Below are 15,211 nucleotides of genomic sequence, written 5' to 3' on the forward strand. Positions count from 1 at the left end.
CGGACACGAGTGAATCAAAGGGAGACGAGTGTGACTGAGCAGGATCGACCCAATGTATTGATCATCTTCGCCGACCAGTTGAGGGCCGACGCATTGGGCTGTTACGGCAACCCGATCAGCCAGACACCCGCCCTGGACGCTTTAGCGGCCGGCGGAACCGTATTCGACTCGGCCTATACGCCGTCGCCGGTGTGCGTGCCTTCCCGCTCGGCCTTCCTGACCGGTCTCGAGCCTCAGAACGGCGAGTGCTACGACAACGAAATGCCAATGTCGCAAGCGTCGACGTTCATGGACGACCTGTCGTCGGTGGGATATCGCACGCACGGGATCGGGAAGATGCACTTCACTCCTGATGCCGATGCACTACGCGGGTTTCACACACGCGATATCGGCGAGGAATTCGGATCCTCGGAATCAGACGACTATCTGAGGTTCGTTGAGAACAACGGATTTTCCCACGTGGAACATCCGCACGGGCTGCGCGACGAGATGTATTACGTACCGCAACTATCGCCGGTCCCCGAACACCTGCACCATTCGCATTGGGTGGCAGATCGGAGTATCGACTTCCTAACAACGCACACGGACGACCGTCCATTTCTTCTCTGGTCGAGCTTTATCGCGCCGCACCCGCCCTTCGCGCCACCGTCACCGTGGCACAGGCTTTTCGAGCCATCTGTAATGCCAGATCCCTTCGTGCCAGAAGGAGGTGAGTCCTTGTTGACCGTCTACAACCGGCTCCAGAATCGATACAAGTATCGAGACGGGGGGCGGGACCGACGGCTGGAACAACTGCGCAAGGCCTACTATTACGCATCCGTGAGTTACCTGGACTCGCAGATAGCTCGCGTTCTAAACGCGTTGGAAGCATCCGGACAACGCGAGAACACGGTAGTTCTCGTGACGGCCGATCATGGCGAGTTTCTCGGTGACTATGACAGCTACGGCAAGCGATCGTTCCTCGACGTGTCCGCACGAGTTCCGCTCATCGTCAGTGGCCCGGGGTGTGACGCAGAGCGCATTTCGGCTCCGGTGAGCCTCATCGATGTTCGACCGACCTTGCTGCAACTCGGCCGTGCATCAGAAGAAGCTCGCGACGGAGTGACACTCAGCGGTGCATCGCAGAGTCGTGTCATTTTCGGGCAGTTCCAGGAAGGCGAGATCGGCCTTTTCGCGGTAATCACAGATGGATGGAAGTACATCTGGTCGGCATATGACCGCACCGAGTATCTCCTCGACAGAACGCACGATCCCCGTGAAACAGCAAACCTCGCATTCAACCCTCGGCGACGGAGTCAGTTGGTGTACATGCGCGCACTGGCGCAGGAGCACTTCAGAGACCTGTCGGAGATTGACTTCGACGACGTCACGGACAATGTTCCACTCGGCCTCGGCCAGCGACCGAACGCGGAGGTTCTGCGCGGAATGCGTGCGCTCGACCGTGACCGAGAGGCAGCAACTTTGATCGTCCGAGGCGGCCCGTGGCAACCCTAACGGTGAGGCCAGCGCTTGGCGAAGGGTTCGTGCGAGAAATTCCTAGTGGATAGAGCCCGGTCGGGTGGTGTGCCAATCACATGGAAGGATGAACTCGTGACCGATACTCACGACGTCGGGATTCCCGCCCGGACAATGCAAGACGTCGCCAACTCGCTGGGTGTCTCGGTGTCAACGATCTCGCTTGCGCTGCGGGACGACCCGGTTGTCTCGATTGCGACTCGTGCCCGGGTGCAGCAGGAGGCGCTACGCCTCGGCTATGTGTACAACAGGTCCGCCGCGAACCTGCGAACTCAACGCCGGCACCTGGTCGGATTCGTCGTTCCCGACATCGCCAACCCATTCGTTGCAGAGTCCGCTCTCAGGCTTCAAGAAATTGTCAGCGAAAACTCCCAGTTCGTGATCTTGGCGAACACCCAGGACAGCTTGAGCACGCAAACGGAGGTCCTGCAATCTCTGGCTGAAGAGCGTGCGGCAGGAATCGTGCTGATTCCGGCGATCGGCACAACAAGAATGGATCTAGCAATCCTCGCCACGGCGCCCATTCCGGTCGTCCTGATGAACCGACCGGTCGAGAACAGCGAATACCCCTACGTCGGGATCGATGACGATCAAGTCGTCGATATCGCCTTCGCGCACCTCATGGAAGCACACAATGTGGGCACTTTCGCATACTTCGGAGGCCTCGCATCAGCCGCCCCGAGGATCGCTCGCAAATCACGATTCGAATGGGCGCTCGAGAAAGCGGGCGTGACAGAAGCAGTCGACTGGAGCGCACCGACCCATCCGAACGCGGACTCGGCATACGAATTCGCATCCGCCCTAATATCCCGATGCGCCCTCCCCGACGCCATCATCTGTCACAGCGATTCGATCGCAATCGGACTCCTCAAAGCATTCAATGAGGCAGGAATAACCCCGGCGGACACCGCAATTGTCGGAATCGACGGAATTGCACAATCGTCGATGACCACACCCGGGCTCACCACGGTTTCCGTCTACCCGGGCAGTATCGGTCGCACGGCCGGACACCTTCTCCTTCAGCCATTCGACACCGACCTCAGGCCACAGTCGCCTGCACTCGAAATCCGGGCGTCGTGTGGCTGTGCACCGGGGACTCAGCGAGCGGATCGCGAAGACGCGCATCGCCCGAGGGCGTGAGTCTCAGAGCCAGGACAACGCTACGAAGTTCATTATCGAAGGCACCAAGCCCGCCGGTGAAGCGGCCGATACCAGCCCGAAAGAGGAAGCTACCGCTTCCGTATCCGTACCGCTCAACGATGCACCCGGCAGCACGCCAAGCACCGTGATGGAGCAACGCGTCTCTGAGGTTGACAATCGGTGAGGTGGGGCTGGTTTCAGTGCGGGTCGGCGATTACTATCGCTGATATCTTCGCACCCCGAGGAAGCGTGAGAGATCAATCCATTGCAGGAGGTGTCAAGCAATGAGAGTGACACGTAGGGTATGGCCACGGAAGTCGGCCCCGCGCTCGGTGCTGTGGATGTTGGTGCTCTGTGCATGCGTGCGCCTGGGATTTGTATAACGGCATGGCGGCACCGTCATCAGGGAGAGTGTCATGACCGATGCATCCGCACCCGATGTCCGCACCGGGGTTCTTTCGCTGAACAGCCCTACCGCGCCCTTCGTCTATACGGTGGACGGGGACACAATCACTGGCCGCTGGAACTTCGACAATACGAATCTTGCAACAAGTCTGAGCGATGGGGGTGCCTCCGCAAACTTCCGCTACATCGTCACTCTGACGCCCGAGAACCGCGCGTTTCGGTGTGTCGAACAAGATGCCGGCTACAACAACGGCCAGATTCGTGCCTACAGCGGGTATAGCCGCAACTACAGCGGCAATGTTTTTACCCTGATTCTCGGGCTGATCCAACGAGCCGACCGTAAGAAGCGGACCGGGCAAGCGAAACCTGCCCACAAATACAAGCAAGAAGAGCTGAAAGCTCCCCTTCGTGGCCTCCTAGACACCACTGGTTGGACGCGGAAGGGACTCATCCGGTGAGTAGTCTCGACCGGGATCGAACACCCTACCCGACACTGCACATCGGAAATCGGCACGATCAGTGAGTGAAAAGACAAACCAACGATCGGATGCGAAGCTCCCGGCCGAGCCATTTCCGTGGATGAGTAAGACACGGCCGCGCGGACGGTACAAGATCACTCTGAGAAGCCCAGCGAGTGAAGCAGTATTCGGATCATTCCTCCTAATTGCCGGAATGCTCTTCCTTGGGATGATTCTCGCCACGCCGGATGCGCCCCTCGCCGTCGGGCTTCTCCTCTTCGTAATGTTCGGCGGCCTAGGGGCGCCGCTGATTGTGATGGCGGTGGCACGCCATCGCTGGATTCGCGCCTACCACAAGGTCGCCGGACACTCTCCGCCGTACTAACCATCGACTTCGAAAGCCGCCCCAGGCCAGACCATCGCCGGCCGAGCAGGTCAGCGACGTCGCGCGACCTCGACGATAAGGATGAGAATCTGGTCGTTGTCGAGATTTGTGAGGATCCGGTAGTCGCCAACCCGATAACGCCAGAATTCCTCGTTCACAAGCTTCTTGCCGAGAAGTCGCGGATTATCGAGCTGGGCAAGTTTTTGCTCAAGAAAACTGCGGATCCGTCTCGCGGCGATCGGCTCAAGCTTTCTGACCCGTTTCGCTGCCTTCTGCGTGAATCTGATCATGCAGGTCACGCGGGCCAGAACCCGTCAGCAAGCTCTATCGCATCGTCGTCGGACTGAGTGAAGTCCTCCAGAGCATCTTTTGCCAGGAGATAGTCTTCGTTCTCGTCCAGGTACGGTGTCAATGCTTCGGTCGCGTAGAACGTTTTCGACCGGCCAGTGCGTGCATCGACCGCCGACTTTTCGCGCAGGGCGCACGCCCTCCCAGACAGTGTCGGTCGGATCGCGGCTAAACTCTTCTGGTGCCTCACGTGATCAAAACCCCTTACACGGTCGATGTGCGCGACCTCATGCACCGTCCAGGTGAAATGCGCGAGCGCACACTCGACGTGACCGTTCCCGAAGAGTTCGGCAACGCGATGATCGGTGTGAAAACCGGTAGCGCACTGCAGATCGACCTTCGGATGGAGTCCCTTCACGACGGTATTTTGGTTAGCGCAGAAGTCGATGGAACGGCCGCCGGCGAGTGCGGTCGATGCCTCATCGACATCGAACAGGCCGTTCAGGTCGAATTTCAGGAGCTTTTCGCGTATTCTTCTGACGAAGCTTTTGAATACGAGGTTCACGAGGACACCATTGACCTCGAACCCGTAATCAGGGATGCGGTGGTGCTTTCACTGCCGTTCCAACCGGTCTGTCAAGAAGATTGCCTCGGCCTGTGTCCCGAATGTGGGGTGCGGCTCCTCGACAACCCGGGTCACGAGCACGAAGCTCCCATCGATCCGCGGTGGGCGGCGCTCGGAGATCTGGCCGGACTCGAAGGCCTGACAGACACCCCAGATGTTACCGATGCCGCCAGCGGCGTCGATAGAGAGAAGAGATAGCCATGGCAGTACCGAAGCGCAAAATGTCCCGCGCCAGCACCCGTGCGCGTCGCGCCCAGTGGAAGGCCACGCCTCCCACCCTGGTGAAGACCGTCGAAGGCGGCAAGGTCACCTACAGCCTTCCGCACCGCGCGAAGGTCGTGGAAGACTCCACCGGCGCCCCCCTGTACATGGAGTACAAGGGCCGCAAGGTCGCCGACGTTTAATTCGTCTGCGGTCATACACAGGTCGAATAATGCCTGGCCCTAGTGCCACGCGAGGCGAGTTCGAGCAGTTCCTGGCGGTAGATGTCAGCCCGGAACTACTCGAACTCGCCCTCACGCACCGCTCATATGCTTACGAGCACGGTGGCGTCGCTCACAACGAGCGCCTCGAGTTTCTCGGCGACTCGATTCTCGGACAGGCCGTGACGGTCATGCTGTATCGCGACAACCCCGATCTGGACGAGGGCGACCTCGCCAAGCGGCGTGCCAGCCTGGTCAGCTCAGCGGCTCTCGCCGAGGTGGGGCGCGCGATCGGGCTCGGCAAGCACATCCGTCTCGGTCGTGGCGAAGAACTCACCGGGGGTCGCGACAAGTCGTCGATCCTCGCGGACACGGTGGAAGCCGTCATCGGCGCCACCTACCTCGATGCCGGGGGAGAGGCCGCAACCGGCCTGGTGCTGCGCCTGATCGGCCCTCTGCTCACCGATCCGGAACGTTTCGGCGCGTCGATGGACCCGAAGACCAGCCTGCAGGAGCTCTCCGCACGGCTCGGCCGTGGCCTTCCGCACTACGCGGTGACCGACAGCGGTCCCGATCATTCGAAGCGCTTCCACGCCACGGTGTCGCTGGCGGGGGCGAACATCGCCGAAGGCGACGGCACGAGCAAGAAGCAGGCCGAGATGGCCGCCGCGCTCGAGGCGTGGACCATCCTCTCCCAGCGCGCCTAACAGTGCCGGAGCTTCCGGAAGTCGAGGTCGTACGCGCGGGTCTCGAACCGGCGGTGACCGGAGCGGTCATCCGGTCCGTCGCCGTATACGACGAACGCTCTCTGAGACGTCACGTCGGCCCGAGCGAGGATTTCGTGGAGCGGCTCGAGGGGCGCGGCATCCTCGGGGCTGTCCGTCGCGGCAAGTTCCTCTGGCTGCCACTCTCTGCACCGCCTGCGCCGTCTGTACCGAAAATGCAGGAGATCGTGGCCCAACCGGTCGAATCGGTACGTTCTGGCGCCGGTTCCGCCGAATCTCCTGCGTTTTCGGAGGAGGCACTCGTGGTGCACCTCGGCATGAGTGGCCAGGTGTTGCTGCGCGATATGCAGCAGCCGGATGACGCGCTGCTGCGTATCCGTCTCGACCTGGTTCATCCCACTCACGGTGAGTTGCGCGTCGCTTTCGTCGACCAGCGCATCTTCGGATCCATGGCCATCAACGATCTCGTCCCCACCCCCGACGGCGCGGCAGGCGGTTTCGGTCATCCCGCCGCTCTCGTGCCGGCCCAGGTTGCCCACATCGCCAGGGACCCGCTCGATCCGGCCTTCGACGACGACCGTTTTCTCGCCGACCTGCGCAAGCGTAAGACCGGCATCAAGCGGGCCATGCTCGACCAGGGGCTGGTGAGCGGCATCGGCAACATCTACGCCGACGAGTCGCTCTGGGCCGCCCGCATCCACTACGACCAGCCAACGGACACGCTCAGCCGTGCGCGAGCCAGGACGCTGCTCACCGAGGTGAGGTTGGTGCTGGCCAAAGCGCTTGCCGAGGGCGGCACGAGTTTCGACGCGCAGTACGTGAACGTCAACGGTGCTTCCGGATACTTCTCGCACTCGTTGAACGCCTACGGCCAGCAGGACAAGCCGTGCCCTCGCTGCGGCCGACCGATCATCCGCGAATCGTTCATGAACCGCGGCTCGCACTTCTGCGCCTTCTGCCAGCGCATCCGTTCCGCCACAGCTCGCTGAACCTGTCGCTTTGGCAGGCTCAGCGGGCGGCAGGCTCAGCGGGCGACAGGCTCAGCGAGCGAACAGGCTCAGCGACCGGAGGTTCAGCGAGCGAAAACTACGCCCGGCTGATGCGCAGCGTCACGAGTTGGAACGGACGGAGCGTGAGTTCGGCGACGTTCTCTCCGGAACTCGTCAGGCCAGCCGGGTCCGACTGCTCTCGTTCGAGCAGATCGGTCTCCACGATCGCGGCCACGGAAAAATTGAAGCTGACCCTGGCCTTCTCGCGCGTGCCGAGAGATTCGTACAGCCTCACCACGACATCTCCTGAGCCGTCTTCGGCGAGCTTGATCGCCTCGACGACGACGCCGGGGTTGTCCACTGTCAGAAGCGGAGCGATAGCGCCGCCGGGCCCGCTGCGGAGCGGGACGTTGAGTCGATAGCCTTCGCGCACCGCGTCGGAGATCTCTGCACCAACGGTGAACGAGGCGCGGAACCGGTGCTCGCCCTGGTCCGCATCGGGATCGGGAAAGAGCGGGGCGCGCAGCAGCGACTGACGGAGCATAGTGACAGATCCGCCGCCGTTGCGCGGATGACGCGTCACGTCGTGGCCGTAGGTGGAATCATTGGCGATCGCGACGCCGAATCCGGGCTCGCTCACGTGCATCCAACGGTGGGCGCTCGTCTCGAAGCGTGCGGAATCCCACGATGTGTTCTCGTGGGTCGCGCGATAGATGTGGCCGTACTGCACCTCGGACGCCGCACGTTCTGCGCGCACGTCGAGCGGGAAGGCCAGCTTGAGCAGCTTCTGGCGTTCGTGCCAGTCGACCTGGGTCGCGATTTCGAGGCTCGCGCTTCCGGCGGAGAGCGAGAACTCCTGGCTGAGGCTGGAGGAGTTGAAGGAGCGCTCGAAGCGTACGGTGACACGGTCCGTGCCATCCGCGACGACGGAGACAGCATCGACAGCGCTGATCACCTCGCCGTGCCTCTGGTAGTGCACGTCGATGTCCCACGCCTCCCACTGGGTGGGGGTATCCCTGAACAGCTGGAGTTCGGCCGCGCTCTCGCCGGGCGCGACTGCTTCACGCCCGGTCAGCAGGTCTACCGCCGAGCGGATGCGTCCGGTGCCATCCAGCTCGAAACGCGCGCGGTCGCTGATCAGAGCGAAGCCGTCGCCCCGGCGTTCCAGCCGAACGCTGCCGGCCTGCGTTGCCACACCGGATGCGAGCGGGGCGATGCCGTCGATCTCGAACGGCCCGGCGTTGAAGCTCGCTTGCTCTCCAGCAGCGGTGCCCAGTGCCCCGATCGCGGCGGAGATGATCGTTTCGAGTTCGTCAGCGACACGTGCGTACTCCGCCTCCGCGACCCGGTAGACCCAGGCGATGGAGGTACCGGGCAGGATGTCGTGGAACTGCTGCAGCAGCACCGTGTGCCACAGCGCCTCGAGCTGCGCGGATGGGTAGTCGGCATTCGCGCGGACCGCGGCGGTGGTCGCCCAGAGCTCAGCCTCCCGCAGGAGGCTCTCGCTACGGCGGTTGCCGCGTTTGGTGCGCGCCTGAGACGTGTAGGTTCCGCGATGGAACTCGAGGTAGAGCTCGCCGGTCCAAACCGGGGGCTTGGCGTATTCGGCTCCGGCACGCTCGAAGAACTGTTGTGGCGACTCGATCTCCACCGTGGGGGAGCCTTCGAGCGATCGGGTCAGTTTCGCTGCTGCGAGCATCTCGCGGGTCGGTCCGCCTCCGCCGTCGCCGTAGCCGAATGGAACGAGCGACGAGTTGGCGTCGCCTTTGTCGGCGTAGTTGTGTTCCGACAGCGCGAGTTCTTTGGCTGAGAGGTCGGAGTTATAGGTGTTCACCGGAGGGAAGTGCGTGAGCACGCGAGTGCCGTCGATGCCCTCCCAGAGGAAGGTGCTGTGCGGGAAGCTGTTGGTCTCGTTCCAGGAGATCTTCTGCGTCAGGAAATGCTGCGATCCTGCCGCGGTGACGATCTGCGGCAGCGCGCCGGAGTAGCCGAAGGAGTCGGGCAACCAGACCTCCTTCGGTTCGACTCCGAACTCACGCTGGAAGAATCCCTTACCGGCGACGAACTGTCGTGCCATTGATTCGCCGGAGATCAGGTTGGTGTCGGACTCCACCCACATACCGCCGACAGGGATGAATCTGCCCTCGGCGACGCGCACGCGGATGCGTTCGAACAGCTCAGGGTAGAACTCTTTGATCCAGGCGTACTGCTGCGCGGAGGAGCAGGCGAACTTGAAGTCAGGATCGATGTCCATCAGCTGCAGCACGTTGGAGAAGGTTCGTGCGCACTTGCGGATCGTCTCCCGCACCGGCCACAGCCAGGCGGAGTCGATGTGCGCATGGCCGATCGCCGTGATGCGGTGCGCGCTCGCGGATGCTGGCTTCGCGAGAACCTCGGCGATCTCGGCGCGTCCCACCGCGGCGGTCCCTGAGATGTCGTGCGGGTCCATGGCGTCGATGGCGCGCTCGAGGGCGCGCTCGATTTCGGCAGGCCTCGTCGTGCGATGGGGAAGCTCGACCATGAGGCCGCGCAGCGCGACGAACTCGCGGTCCAGCTGCCACACCTGCTCGTCGAGCAGTGCGATGTCGATGTGTCGCAGCGAATAGATCGGGTCGGTGCCGGAGGTGAGGGTGTCTCCCATGCGGGTGGGGCGCGTGAACCCGCCCTCGGCGACATCCGGGTTCGATGCCGCTTCGACGTAGACATCCACGGAGCCGTCGGGATCGATAGGCACGTAGGCGTTGAACGGCTCGATCGCCTTGATCACGCTGCCATCGGGTCGATAGACCAGCCCCTCAGCCTGGAACCCGGACTGGCCGGCGGTGAAGCCGAGGTCGATGAGTAGCTCGAGTCGGGTGCCGGTCGTATCCCAGTCAGCCGGTGCGTGACCGGTGACGTGGAACCAGGTGGTTCCCCACGGCTTCCCCCAGGTCTGCCCGACCGAGAATGGCGCGTACGCCTGCACAAGCGCCTCACGGAACGGCACAGGCTCGCCAGGAACCTCCCATGCTTCGATGGTCAGTGGATGCCGGTCCCGGTAAACCGCCGGTTCGATCCGCTCGCTGACAAAGCGTGCGATTCGCGCGCGGACCTGTGGGGAATTGTCGTGCATCGTGCTCCCTTGCTCCGAGTCTGACGAGACGTGGCGCGTCCCGTGTACGCTATTACTCTAGGGTTTTTAGTAATGCGGATGCAAGCCTGTGAGCCTGGTCGTCAGTCGTCGCTGTGGGAGATCAGCAGGGTCGAGGGACGCGGTGTGAGAGCGTGATCGAGCACCAGGCAGGCAGCCCCGGTCGCTGCAACATCCTGGCCGACAGTCGCCTCCTCGAAGCTGATCGGATGCGGCGGCACCAGGAACCGCGACCGAGAGACGAGCGCGGGCACCCGTTCGAGCAAAAGCGGTGCCAGTGGATACCAGAATGGTCCGCCGAACACGATTCTGTCGACATCGAGCACGTCGATGATGGAGACGAGACCCTCGGCGATATCCGAGGCGATCTCGTCGACGATGACGAGCGCCGTGGGGTCACCCTCTCTCGCTCGTGCGGCGAAGTCGTCGAAGGCGCGCTGCACCTCTGCGCTGTCCAGCCAATCCCCGGATGCCTGAACAACTCCTCCGGCGAGTGCGCGGCCGACGACGTTCCTGGGGAGCACCGCATCACCCAGTCGCCATCGTCCCGGCACGGGATGCGATGGTCCTCCGCCTCCCACCACCAGGTTGCCCACCTCACCCGCGTTGCCGCTCGAGCCTCGCAGTACGTCGTTCTGGAGCGAGAATCCTGCGCCGACGCCGGTGCCGTAGTAGAAGAAGGCGAAGTTGTTCCCTTTCGTGCCGGTCCAGGATTCCGCCACGGCGGCCGCGGTCACATCTTTTTCCAGCAACACAGGCATCTTCAGCCGGGTGGAGAGCATCTCGCGCACCGGAACGCGATCCCACCCGACCAGAAGGGGCGGGTTGAGAACGATTCCACTGGCGAGATCGATCGGGCCGGGGGCTGCGACACCCGCTCCGAGGATACGGCCGGGGTCGATCGCCGACGCCGCGACGATCTCGTCGATCGCCGAGGCGATGCGATCGACGATCTCGTCGACGCTCGTGTCGGCCAGGGTGGGGAAGCTTTTGTGGGAGACGACGGCGCCCGAGAGGTCGAGCAGAACCACGGTGAGAACCGACGGGTCGAGGTGGATGCCGATGGCGAACCGTCCGTCAGCCTTCAACTCCAGGATCCGTCGCGGTTTGCCGACACCGCCACTGCGCGTGCCCGTTTCGTGGATCAGGCCGTCCAGCAGTAACCGCCGGCACACGTTCGTCGCGGTCTGGGCTGATAACCCTGTGCGCTCGGCGACCTCGACCCGGCTGATGCCGTCCGTGGCACGTCGGATCACATCCAGGATCACCACCTGGTTGTAGCCTCCGATAGCGGGAAGGTTCGTCCCTGCCCGCATCACAACCTCCGTCTACGCCTGACGCACTTCGTCGTCAGACTATCGCTCGCGTGGCTAGGACCCTCTTCCACGCGCCCTCGTAGCCGACTGGTGCGAAGCCGACAGCCTCATTGACATCGAGCATGTGGCGGTTCTCCTCCACGTTGAAGGTGAGGATCGACGGATGCCCGGTTGTTTGCGCAACGTGCCTTCCACACCCGCCGACGACACGCCGGAGGCTACTTCTTCAGCGCCGACCTGACGGCGAGAGCATCGGCGTGGGCCTGCTTGACGGCCGCACGGGCCGTCAGCACGGACTGCTTGGCGGCTGAGAGCACCGCGTGGTTCGAGTCGTACTGTGCTGGCGTGACAGCGAGCACCGAGGCGGCGACCCCTGAGCTGGCGCTGGCGGCCTTCGCGATCTGTGCCGTCATGTCACTCAGATCCGCTTGGAGCGCGGCGGTGGACTTGGAGGCGTCCTTGCCCGCGAGAAGCGCGGAGAGCCGCTTCTCCGTGGCGCCGAGCTTCGGCAGGGTGGTGGTCATGCTGTCGGCCGCTGCGGCGAACCGTGCCTGGGGAAGGCCGACCGCGTAGACGCGATAGGTGCTGAAGATGGTCTTGTAGTCCGCTGCGGCCTGCGCACTCGTGGTGTCGGCGGCGATCTTCGTGGCGACCGTCGTCATGCCGGTGAGGTCGGAATTCAGGGTCTTCAGGATCGTCGACCTGTCGGATGCGGTGAGGCCTGCATTCGCCGTTGCCTTACCAATTGTCGTATGCAGCGAGGCGATCCGCTGGCTGGTCTTCGAGGCGCCGGCGGCCTGAATGTCGGCGAGCGATCGCGGGGACGTCGAGCTCTTCGTCGGGGATGGCGCGGGGGTCGAGGCTGCGAAGGCTGGCGCGGCCGCGGCAACGCCGAGGGCGGTGCAGGCGGTGGCCACGATGAGGGTGAGGCGGATGCTTCGTTTCATGGTGATGGGTTCCGATCGTAGTGATTGCCGGTGATCCCGGACCCGGTCAACTCTGTCGCCGCGATGTACGGGGGTCGTTGGTGCAATGTTCGGGACGTGTACGGGGTCAGCCGGACGTGAGCGCCACGGTGATGATGGTTCCTCCAGACGGCGCGCGCGACATCTCTATCGTGCCTCCGAGTCGCGCGACGAGTCGGGAGGCGATCGAGAGTCCGAGCCCAGTCCCGACCGGGCGGAGGTCGCGGTATCGGTCCCGTAGCGCCCCGCGTTCGAAGGCGACCGCCATGTCGCCCTGGTTGAGTCCGGGCCCCGAATCCCGAACAGCGATCGTGGAGGTCGCGCCGTCGACGTGAGCGAGCAGCTGAATAACGGTGCCCTCTGGCGCGATGCGCAGGGCGTTCTCGATCAGTCCGTCGATGATCTGCCGAAGGCGGCGTGGGTCCGTTGTGAGCCCTCCACCGTCGGTCTGGACGTCGATTGTCACGCCCAGCTTGTCGCTTCGTGCGAGCCAGGCGTTCCTCGCCTCCGACAGGAGCCGGGTGAGATCGACCTCTTCGCGGTTGATCGAGAAGTCGTCAGCCTCGAGGCGCGCGAGTTCAAGCAGGTCGGCCACGAACTGGTCCAGACGCTCGGTCTCCGCGACGAGGGTTCTGCCGACGGAGGGCAGATCGTCGTTCACGACTAGTCCGTCGGCAAGAGCTTCCGCGTAGCCGCGGACGGCCGTGAGCGGGGTTCGGAGTTCGTGGGAGATGGCGAGTAGAAAATCTCGTTGCCGACTCTCGCTTGTGGCCAGGGCGACATCGAGCGACGCGAGCGCGTCGGCCACATCGGCGACTTCGCTTGGACTGTGGGGCGCGATGCGAAGCCCACGCTCACCTGACGCCATGCGCCGCGCGATGCCCGCGGTGGTCACCAGCGGTCGCGATAGCCAGCGGGAGAGGAGTGCACCTGCCAGGATGGCCACGACCGTGCCGATCAGGAGGGCCAGCGCGATCCTGGAGATGGAGACGCTCGACTCGTCGTTGACAGCCGAGAGGGGTCGCGCGAGCACCACCCCCACTCCTCGCTTGGTCTTTCGCGCTTCGACGAGCACGCTGTCCCGGTTTGCGCGCTTGGTGAGAGACAGCGAGCCCGCGGTCGTGAGCGATTGCACGTTGGCCGCGCTCAGGTAGCGAGAGGCCACCCCGGTGGCTTTTCCGCTGCTCGAGATCAGCCCCACCATGGCGTGAGCGCCAGCGAGTCGCACCCGTTCTCGGAGATCTGGCAGCGTCAGGGGGCCCGGAAGGCTGCTGAGCAATTGGACCTGGGCCGACAGCTGCGCGCGAGCCCGTTCGACGCTCGCCTGGCGCACGAGTTGTACGGAAACGGCACCGGTGACGAGCACCGCGAGCACCGCGACGGCGACCGTCACCAGGGTAATACGGCCGTGCAGCGACCGAAACCAGCCGGTCATTGGGGCACAGTCACGGCATATCCCGTGCCGCGAAAAGTCACGATTGGACTTGCATCAGCCAATTTCGCCCGCAGTTGGGCGACGTGGACGTCGACCGTGCGACCTCCTGCGTAGTCGACCTGCCCCCAGACGCTGGACAGCAGCATCTCACGCGTGAATACCCGGTCGGGCGCGCTCATCAGCTTGCTCAGAAGGTTGAACTCGGTCGGTGTGAGCGAAACCGGTGCGCCGTCGACCTCCAGTCGCCGCCGCTCCGGATAGAGAACGAGTCGACCAAGGGTCAGGACGGGAGAAATCGCCTGCCCGTCGTGACGTCGCAGCACGTTCTTGAGCCGCACGACCAGTTCGCGCGGCGAAAACGGTTTGGTCAGATAGTCGTCCGCGCCCAGTTCGAGCCCGATGATTCGGTCCACTTCGTCGTCCCTGGCCGTCACGAAGATCACCGGAGTCCAGTCGCCGCTTTCACGAAGCGCCCGGCAGACCTCTATGCCGTCCATCAGCGGCAGGCCGACGTCGAGGACGATTGCCATCGGATGCAGCTTTCGGGCGGCGGCGAGCCCTGACTGTCCATCGCGCTCGATGTGCACCCCGAAGCCGGCATCGCTCAGATACAGTCGCTCCAGGTCCGCGATGGCGCGCTCGTCTTCGACGATGAGTACGAGGCCACGACCTTCCGGCATGAAGTCATTCAACCGCATCCGCCCGTGGGATAGGGCGGTGCAGGCAGGCCCTTACCGTCCTCGAACAATGCGGTGATTCAGCGATCCGGGGCGACCAGCTTCTTCCACGCGCCCTCGTAGCCGATCGGTGCGAATCCGACGGTTTCGTTCACGTCGAGCATGTGGCGGTTCTCCTCCGCGTTGAAGGTGATGATCGACGGATGCCGCGGACGCACCGCCTCGAGGTGCAGGATGTTCGCGATCTTGAGCAGCATCCCGAGCCCATGACCACGATGCTCCCTAAGAACGATCGTGTCTTCCTGAGTCGCCGGACGCCCGGTTTGGGGGGGGGGGGGGGGGGGGACTGAGTTCGCTGAAGCCCGCAAGACGGCCGGTCGGGGCATCGGTGGTCATGCGGGTGCAGAGCACGGCCAGGTCTTCTCGCCATCGTTCGGGTGTGCGATCGAGCCAGCGATGAACCGAGTAATTGGAACCCGCTTTCGCTTCCGCATTGCTCAGCTGGTGGGCGAGTTTCTCCGGGTTCACGGGGAGCGCGAGCTGGCTTCCCCGCTCCACCTGTTCGAGAGCGAAACCGCGACGCAGCAGAAATTGCACCTCCTTGTTGCTGAGGGGGGACGGAGCCGAAGCCGGTCGGGGCACCTAGATGAGTGAGTCCTATTAGGCGGATGCCGCGTGGGCGCTGTTAATCGGAGGCGGAGGGTGTTAAACCCAGCGTGTGAAAACAGACCTCAAC

The 15,211-nt window shown here is 63.5% G+C and carries 16 protein-coding genes; 8 read left to right on the plus strand and 8 right to left on the minus strand.

The window, feature by feature from the left end:
* The first annotated feature begins 30 nt into the window (after positions 1–30).
* The 4 genes from ABIB56_RS16850 to ABIB56_RS16865 all read left to right on the plus strand — a co-directional run bounded on the left by ABIB56_RS16850 (position 31) and on the right by ABIB56_RS16865 (position 3,903).
* On the plus strand, positions 31–1,494 hold the full coding sequence (locus tag ABIB56_RS16850) for a sulfatase family protein (protein WP_354570381.1): 1,464 nt from the start codon (positions 31–33) through the stop codon (positions 1,492–1,494).
* Between the two features lie 96 nt (positions 1,495–1,590).
* Positions 1,591–2,655, plus strand: a complete 1,065-nt coding sequence (locus ABIB56_RS16855) for a LacI family DNA-binding transcriptional regulator (protein ID WP_354570382.1) — start codon at positions 1,591–1,593, stop codon at positions 2,653–2,655.
* Between the two features lie 416 nt (positions 2,656–3,071).
* On the plus strand, positions 3,072–3,518 hold the full coding sequence (locus ABIB56_RS16860; RefSeq protein ID WP_354570383.1) for a hypothetical protein: 447 nt from the start codon (positions 3,072–3,074) through the stop codon (positions 3,516–3,518).
* Between the two features lie 121 nt (positions 3,519–3,639).
* Positions 3,640–3,903, plus strand: a complete 264-nt coding sequence (locus ABIB56_RS16865; protein ID WP_354570384.1) for a hypothetical protein — start codon at positions 3,640–3,642, stop codon at positions 3,901–3,903.
* A 50-nt stretch (positions 3,904–3,953) separates the two neighbouring features.
* Here ABIB56_RS16865 and ABIB56_RS16870 read toward each other — a convergent pair whose 3' ends face one another.
* Positions 3,954–4,193, minus strand: coding sequence for a type II toxin-antitoxin system RelE family toxin (locus tag ABIB56_RS16870; RefSeq protein WP_354570385.1), 240 nt, complete (start codon positions 4,191–4,193; stop codon positions 3,954–3,956).
* Positions 4,194–4,198: 5 nt separating this feature from the next.
* On the minus strand, positions 4,199–4,441 hold the full coding sequence (locus ABIB56_RS16875; RefSeq protein ID WP_354570386.1) for a YlcI/YnfO family protein: 243 nt from the start codon (positions 4,439–4,441) through the stop codon (positions 4,199–4,201).
* A gap of 39 nt (positions 4,442–4,480) precedes the next feature.
* On the opposite strand from ABIB56_RS16875, the gene ABIB56_RS16880 reads away from it, so the two are divergent.
* Genes ABIB56_RS16880 through mutM form a run of 4 tightly spaced genes read left to right on the plus strand, consistent with a single transcriptional unit; the run spans position 4,481 to position 6,952 of the window.
* Positions 4,481–5,014, plus strand: coding sequence for a YceD family protein (locus ABIB56_RS16880; protein ID WP_354570396.1), 534 nt, complete (start codon positions 4,481–4,483; stop codon positions 5,012–5,014).
* A 2-nt stretch (positions 5,015–5,016) separates the two neighbouring features.
* Positions 5,017–5,220 carry a 50S ribosomal protein L32 gene (gene rpmF / locus ABIB56_RS16885; RefSeq protein ID WP_185201195.1) on the plus strand — a complete coding sequence of 68 codons (204 nt, stop codon included), beginning with the start codon at positions 5,017–5,019 and terminating at the stop codon, positions 5,218–5,220.
* 29 nt (positions 5,221–5,249) lie between these two features.
* Complete coding sequence (gene rnc, locus ABIB56_RS16890) at positions 5,250–5,945, plus strand: ribonuclease III (RefSeq protein ID WP_354570387.1); 696 nt, start codon at positions 5,250–5,252, stop codon at positions 5,943–5,945.
* A gap of 2 nt (positions 5,946–5,947) precedes the next feature.
* Positions 5,948–6,952: a bifunctional DNA-formamidopyrimidine glycosylase/DNA-(apurinic or apyrimidinic site) lyase gene (mutM, locus tag ABIB56_RS16895; RefSeq protein WP_354570388.1), complete on the plus strand. Its 1,005-nt coding sequence runs from the start codon at positions 5,948–5,950 to the stop codon at positions 6,950–6,952.
* A gap of 97 nt (positions 6,953–7,049) precedes the next feature.
* On the opposite strand, the gene ABIB56_RS16900 is transcribed toward mutM, so the two are convergent.
* The 6 genes from ABIB56_RS16900 to ABIB56_RS16925 all read right to left on the minus strand — a co-directional run bounded on the left by ABIB56_RS16900 (position 7,050) and on the right by ABIB56_RS16925 (position 14,732).
* A complete protein-coding gene (locus ABIB56_RS16900) occupies positions 7,050–10,064 on the minus strand; it encodes an alpha-mannosidase (protein WP_354570389.1) in 3,015 nt (1,004 codons plus the stop codon).
* A 101-nt stretch (positions 10,065–10,165) separates the two neighbouring features.
* On the minus strand, positions 10,166–11,398 hold the full coding sequence (locus tag ABIB56_RS16905) for an ROK family transcriptional regulator (RefSeq protein WP_354570390.1): 1,233 nt from the start codon (positions 11,396–11,398) through the stop codon (positions 10,166–10,168).
* Between the two features lie 218 nt (positions 11,399–11,616).
* On the minus strand, positions 11,617–12,345 hold the full coding sequence (locus ABIB56_RS16910) for a hypothetical protein (protein ID WP_354570391.1): 729 nt from the start codon (positions 12,343–12,345) through the stop codon (positions 11,617–11,619).
* Between the two features lie 106 nt (positions 12,346–12,451).
* Positions 12,452–13,798: a HAMP domain-containing sensor histidine kinase gene (locus ABIB56_RS16915; RefSeq protein ID WP_354570392.1), complete on the minus strand. Its 1,347-nt coding sequence runs from the start codon at positions 13,796–13,798 to the stop codon at positions 12,452–12,454.
* Entirely contained in the window at positions 13,795–14,478 is a 684-nt protein-coding gene (locus ABIB56_RS16920; RefSeq protein ID WP_354570393.1) for a response regulator transcription factor, read from the minus strand. Before ABIB56_RS16920 ends, ABIB56_RS16915 begins: the two co-directional genes overlap by 4 nt.
* A 77-nt stretch (positions 14,479–14,555) precedes the next feature.
* Positions 14,556–14,732: a hypothetical protein gene (locus tag ABIB56_RS16925; protein ID WP_354570394.1), complete on the minus strand. Its 177-nt coding sequence runs from the start codon at positions 14,730–14,732 to the stop codon at positions 14,556–14,558.
* Positions 14,733–15,211: the final 479 nt, after the last annotated feature.

Origin of the sequence: Glaciihabitans sp. UYNi722, assembly GCF_040549465.1 — a bacterium.
Lineage (GTDB): Bacteria > Actinomycetota > Actinomycetes > Actinomycetales > Microbacteriaceae > Lacisediminihabitans.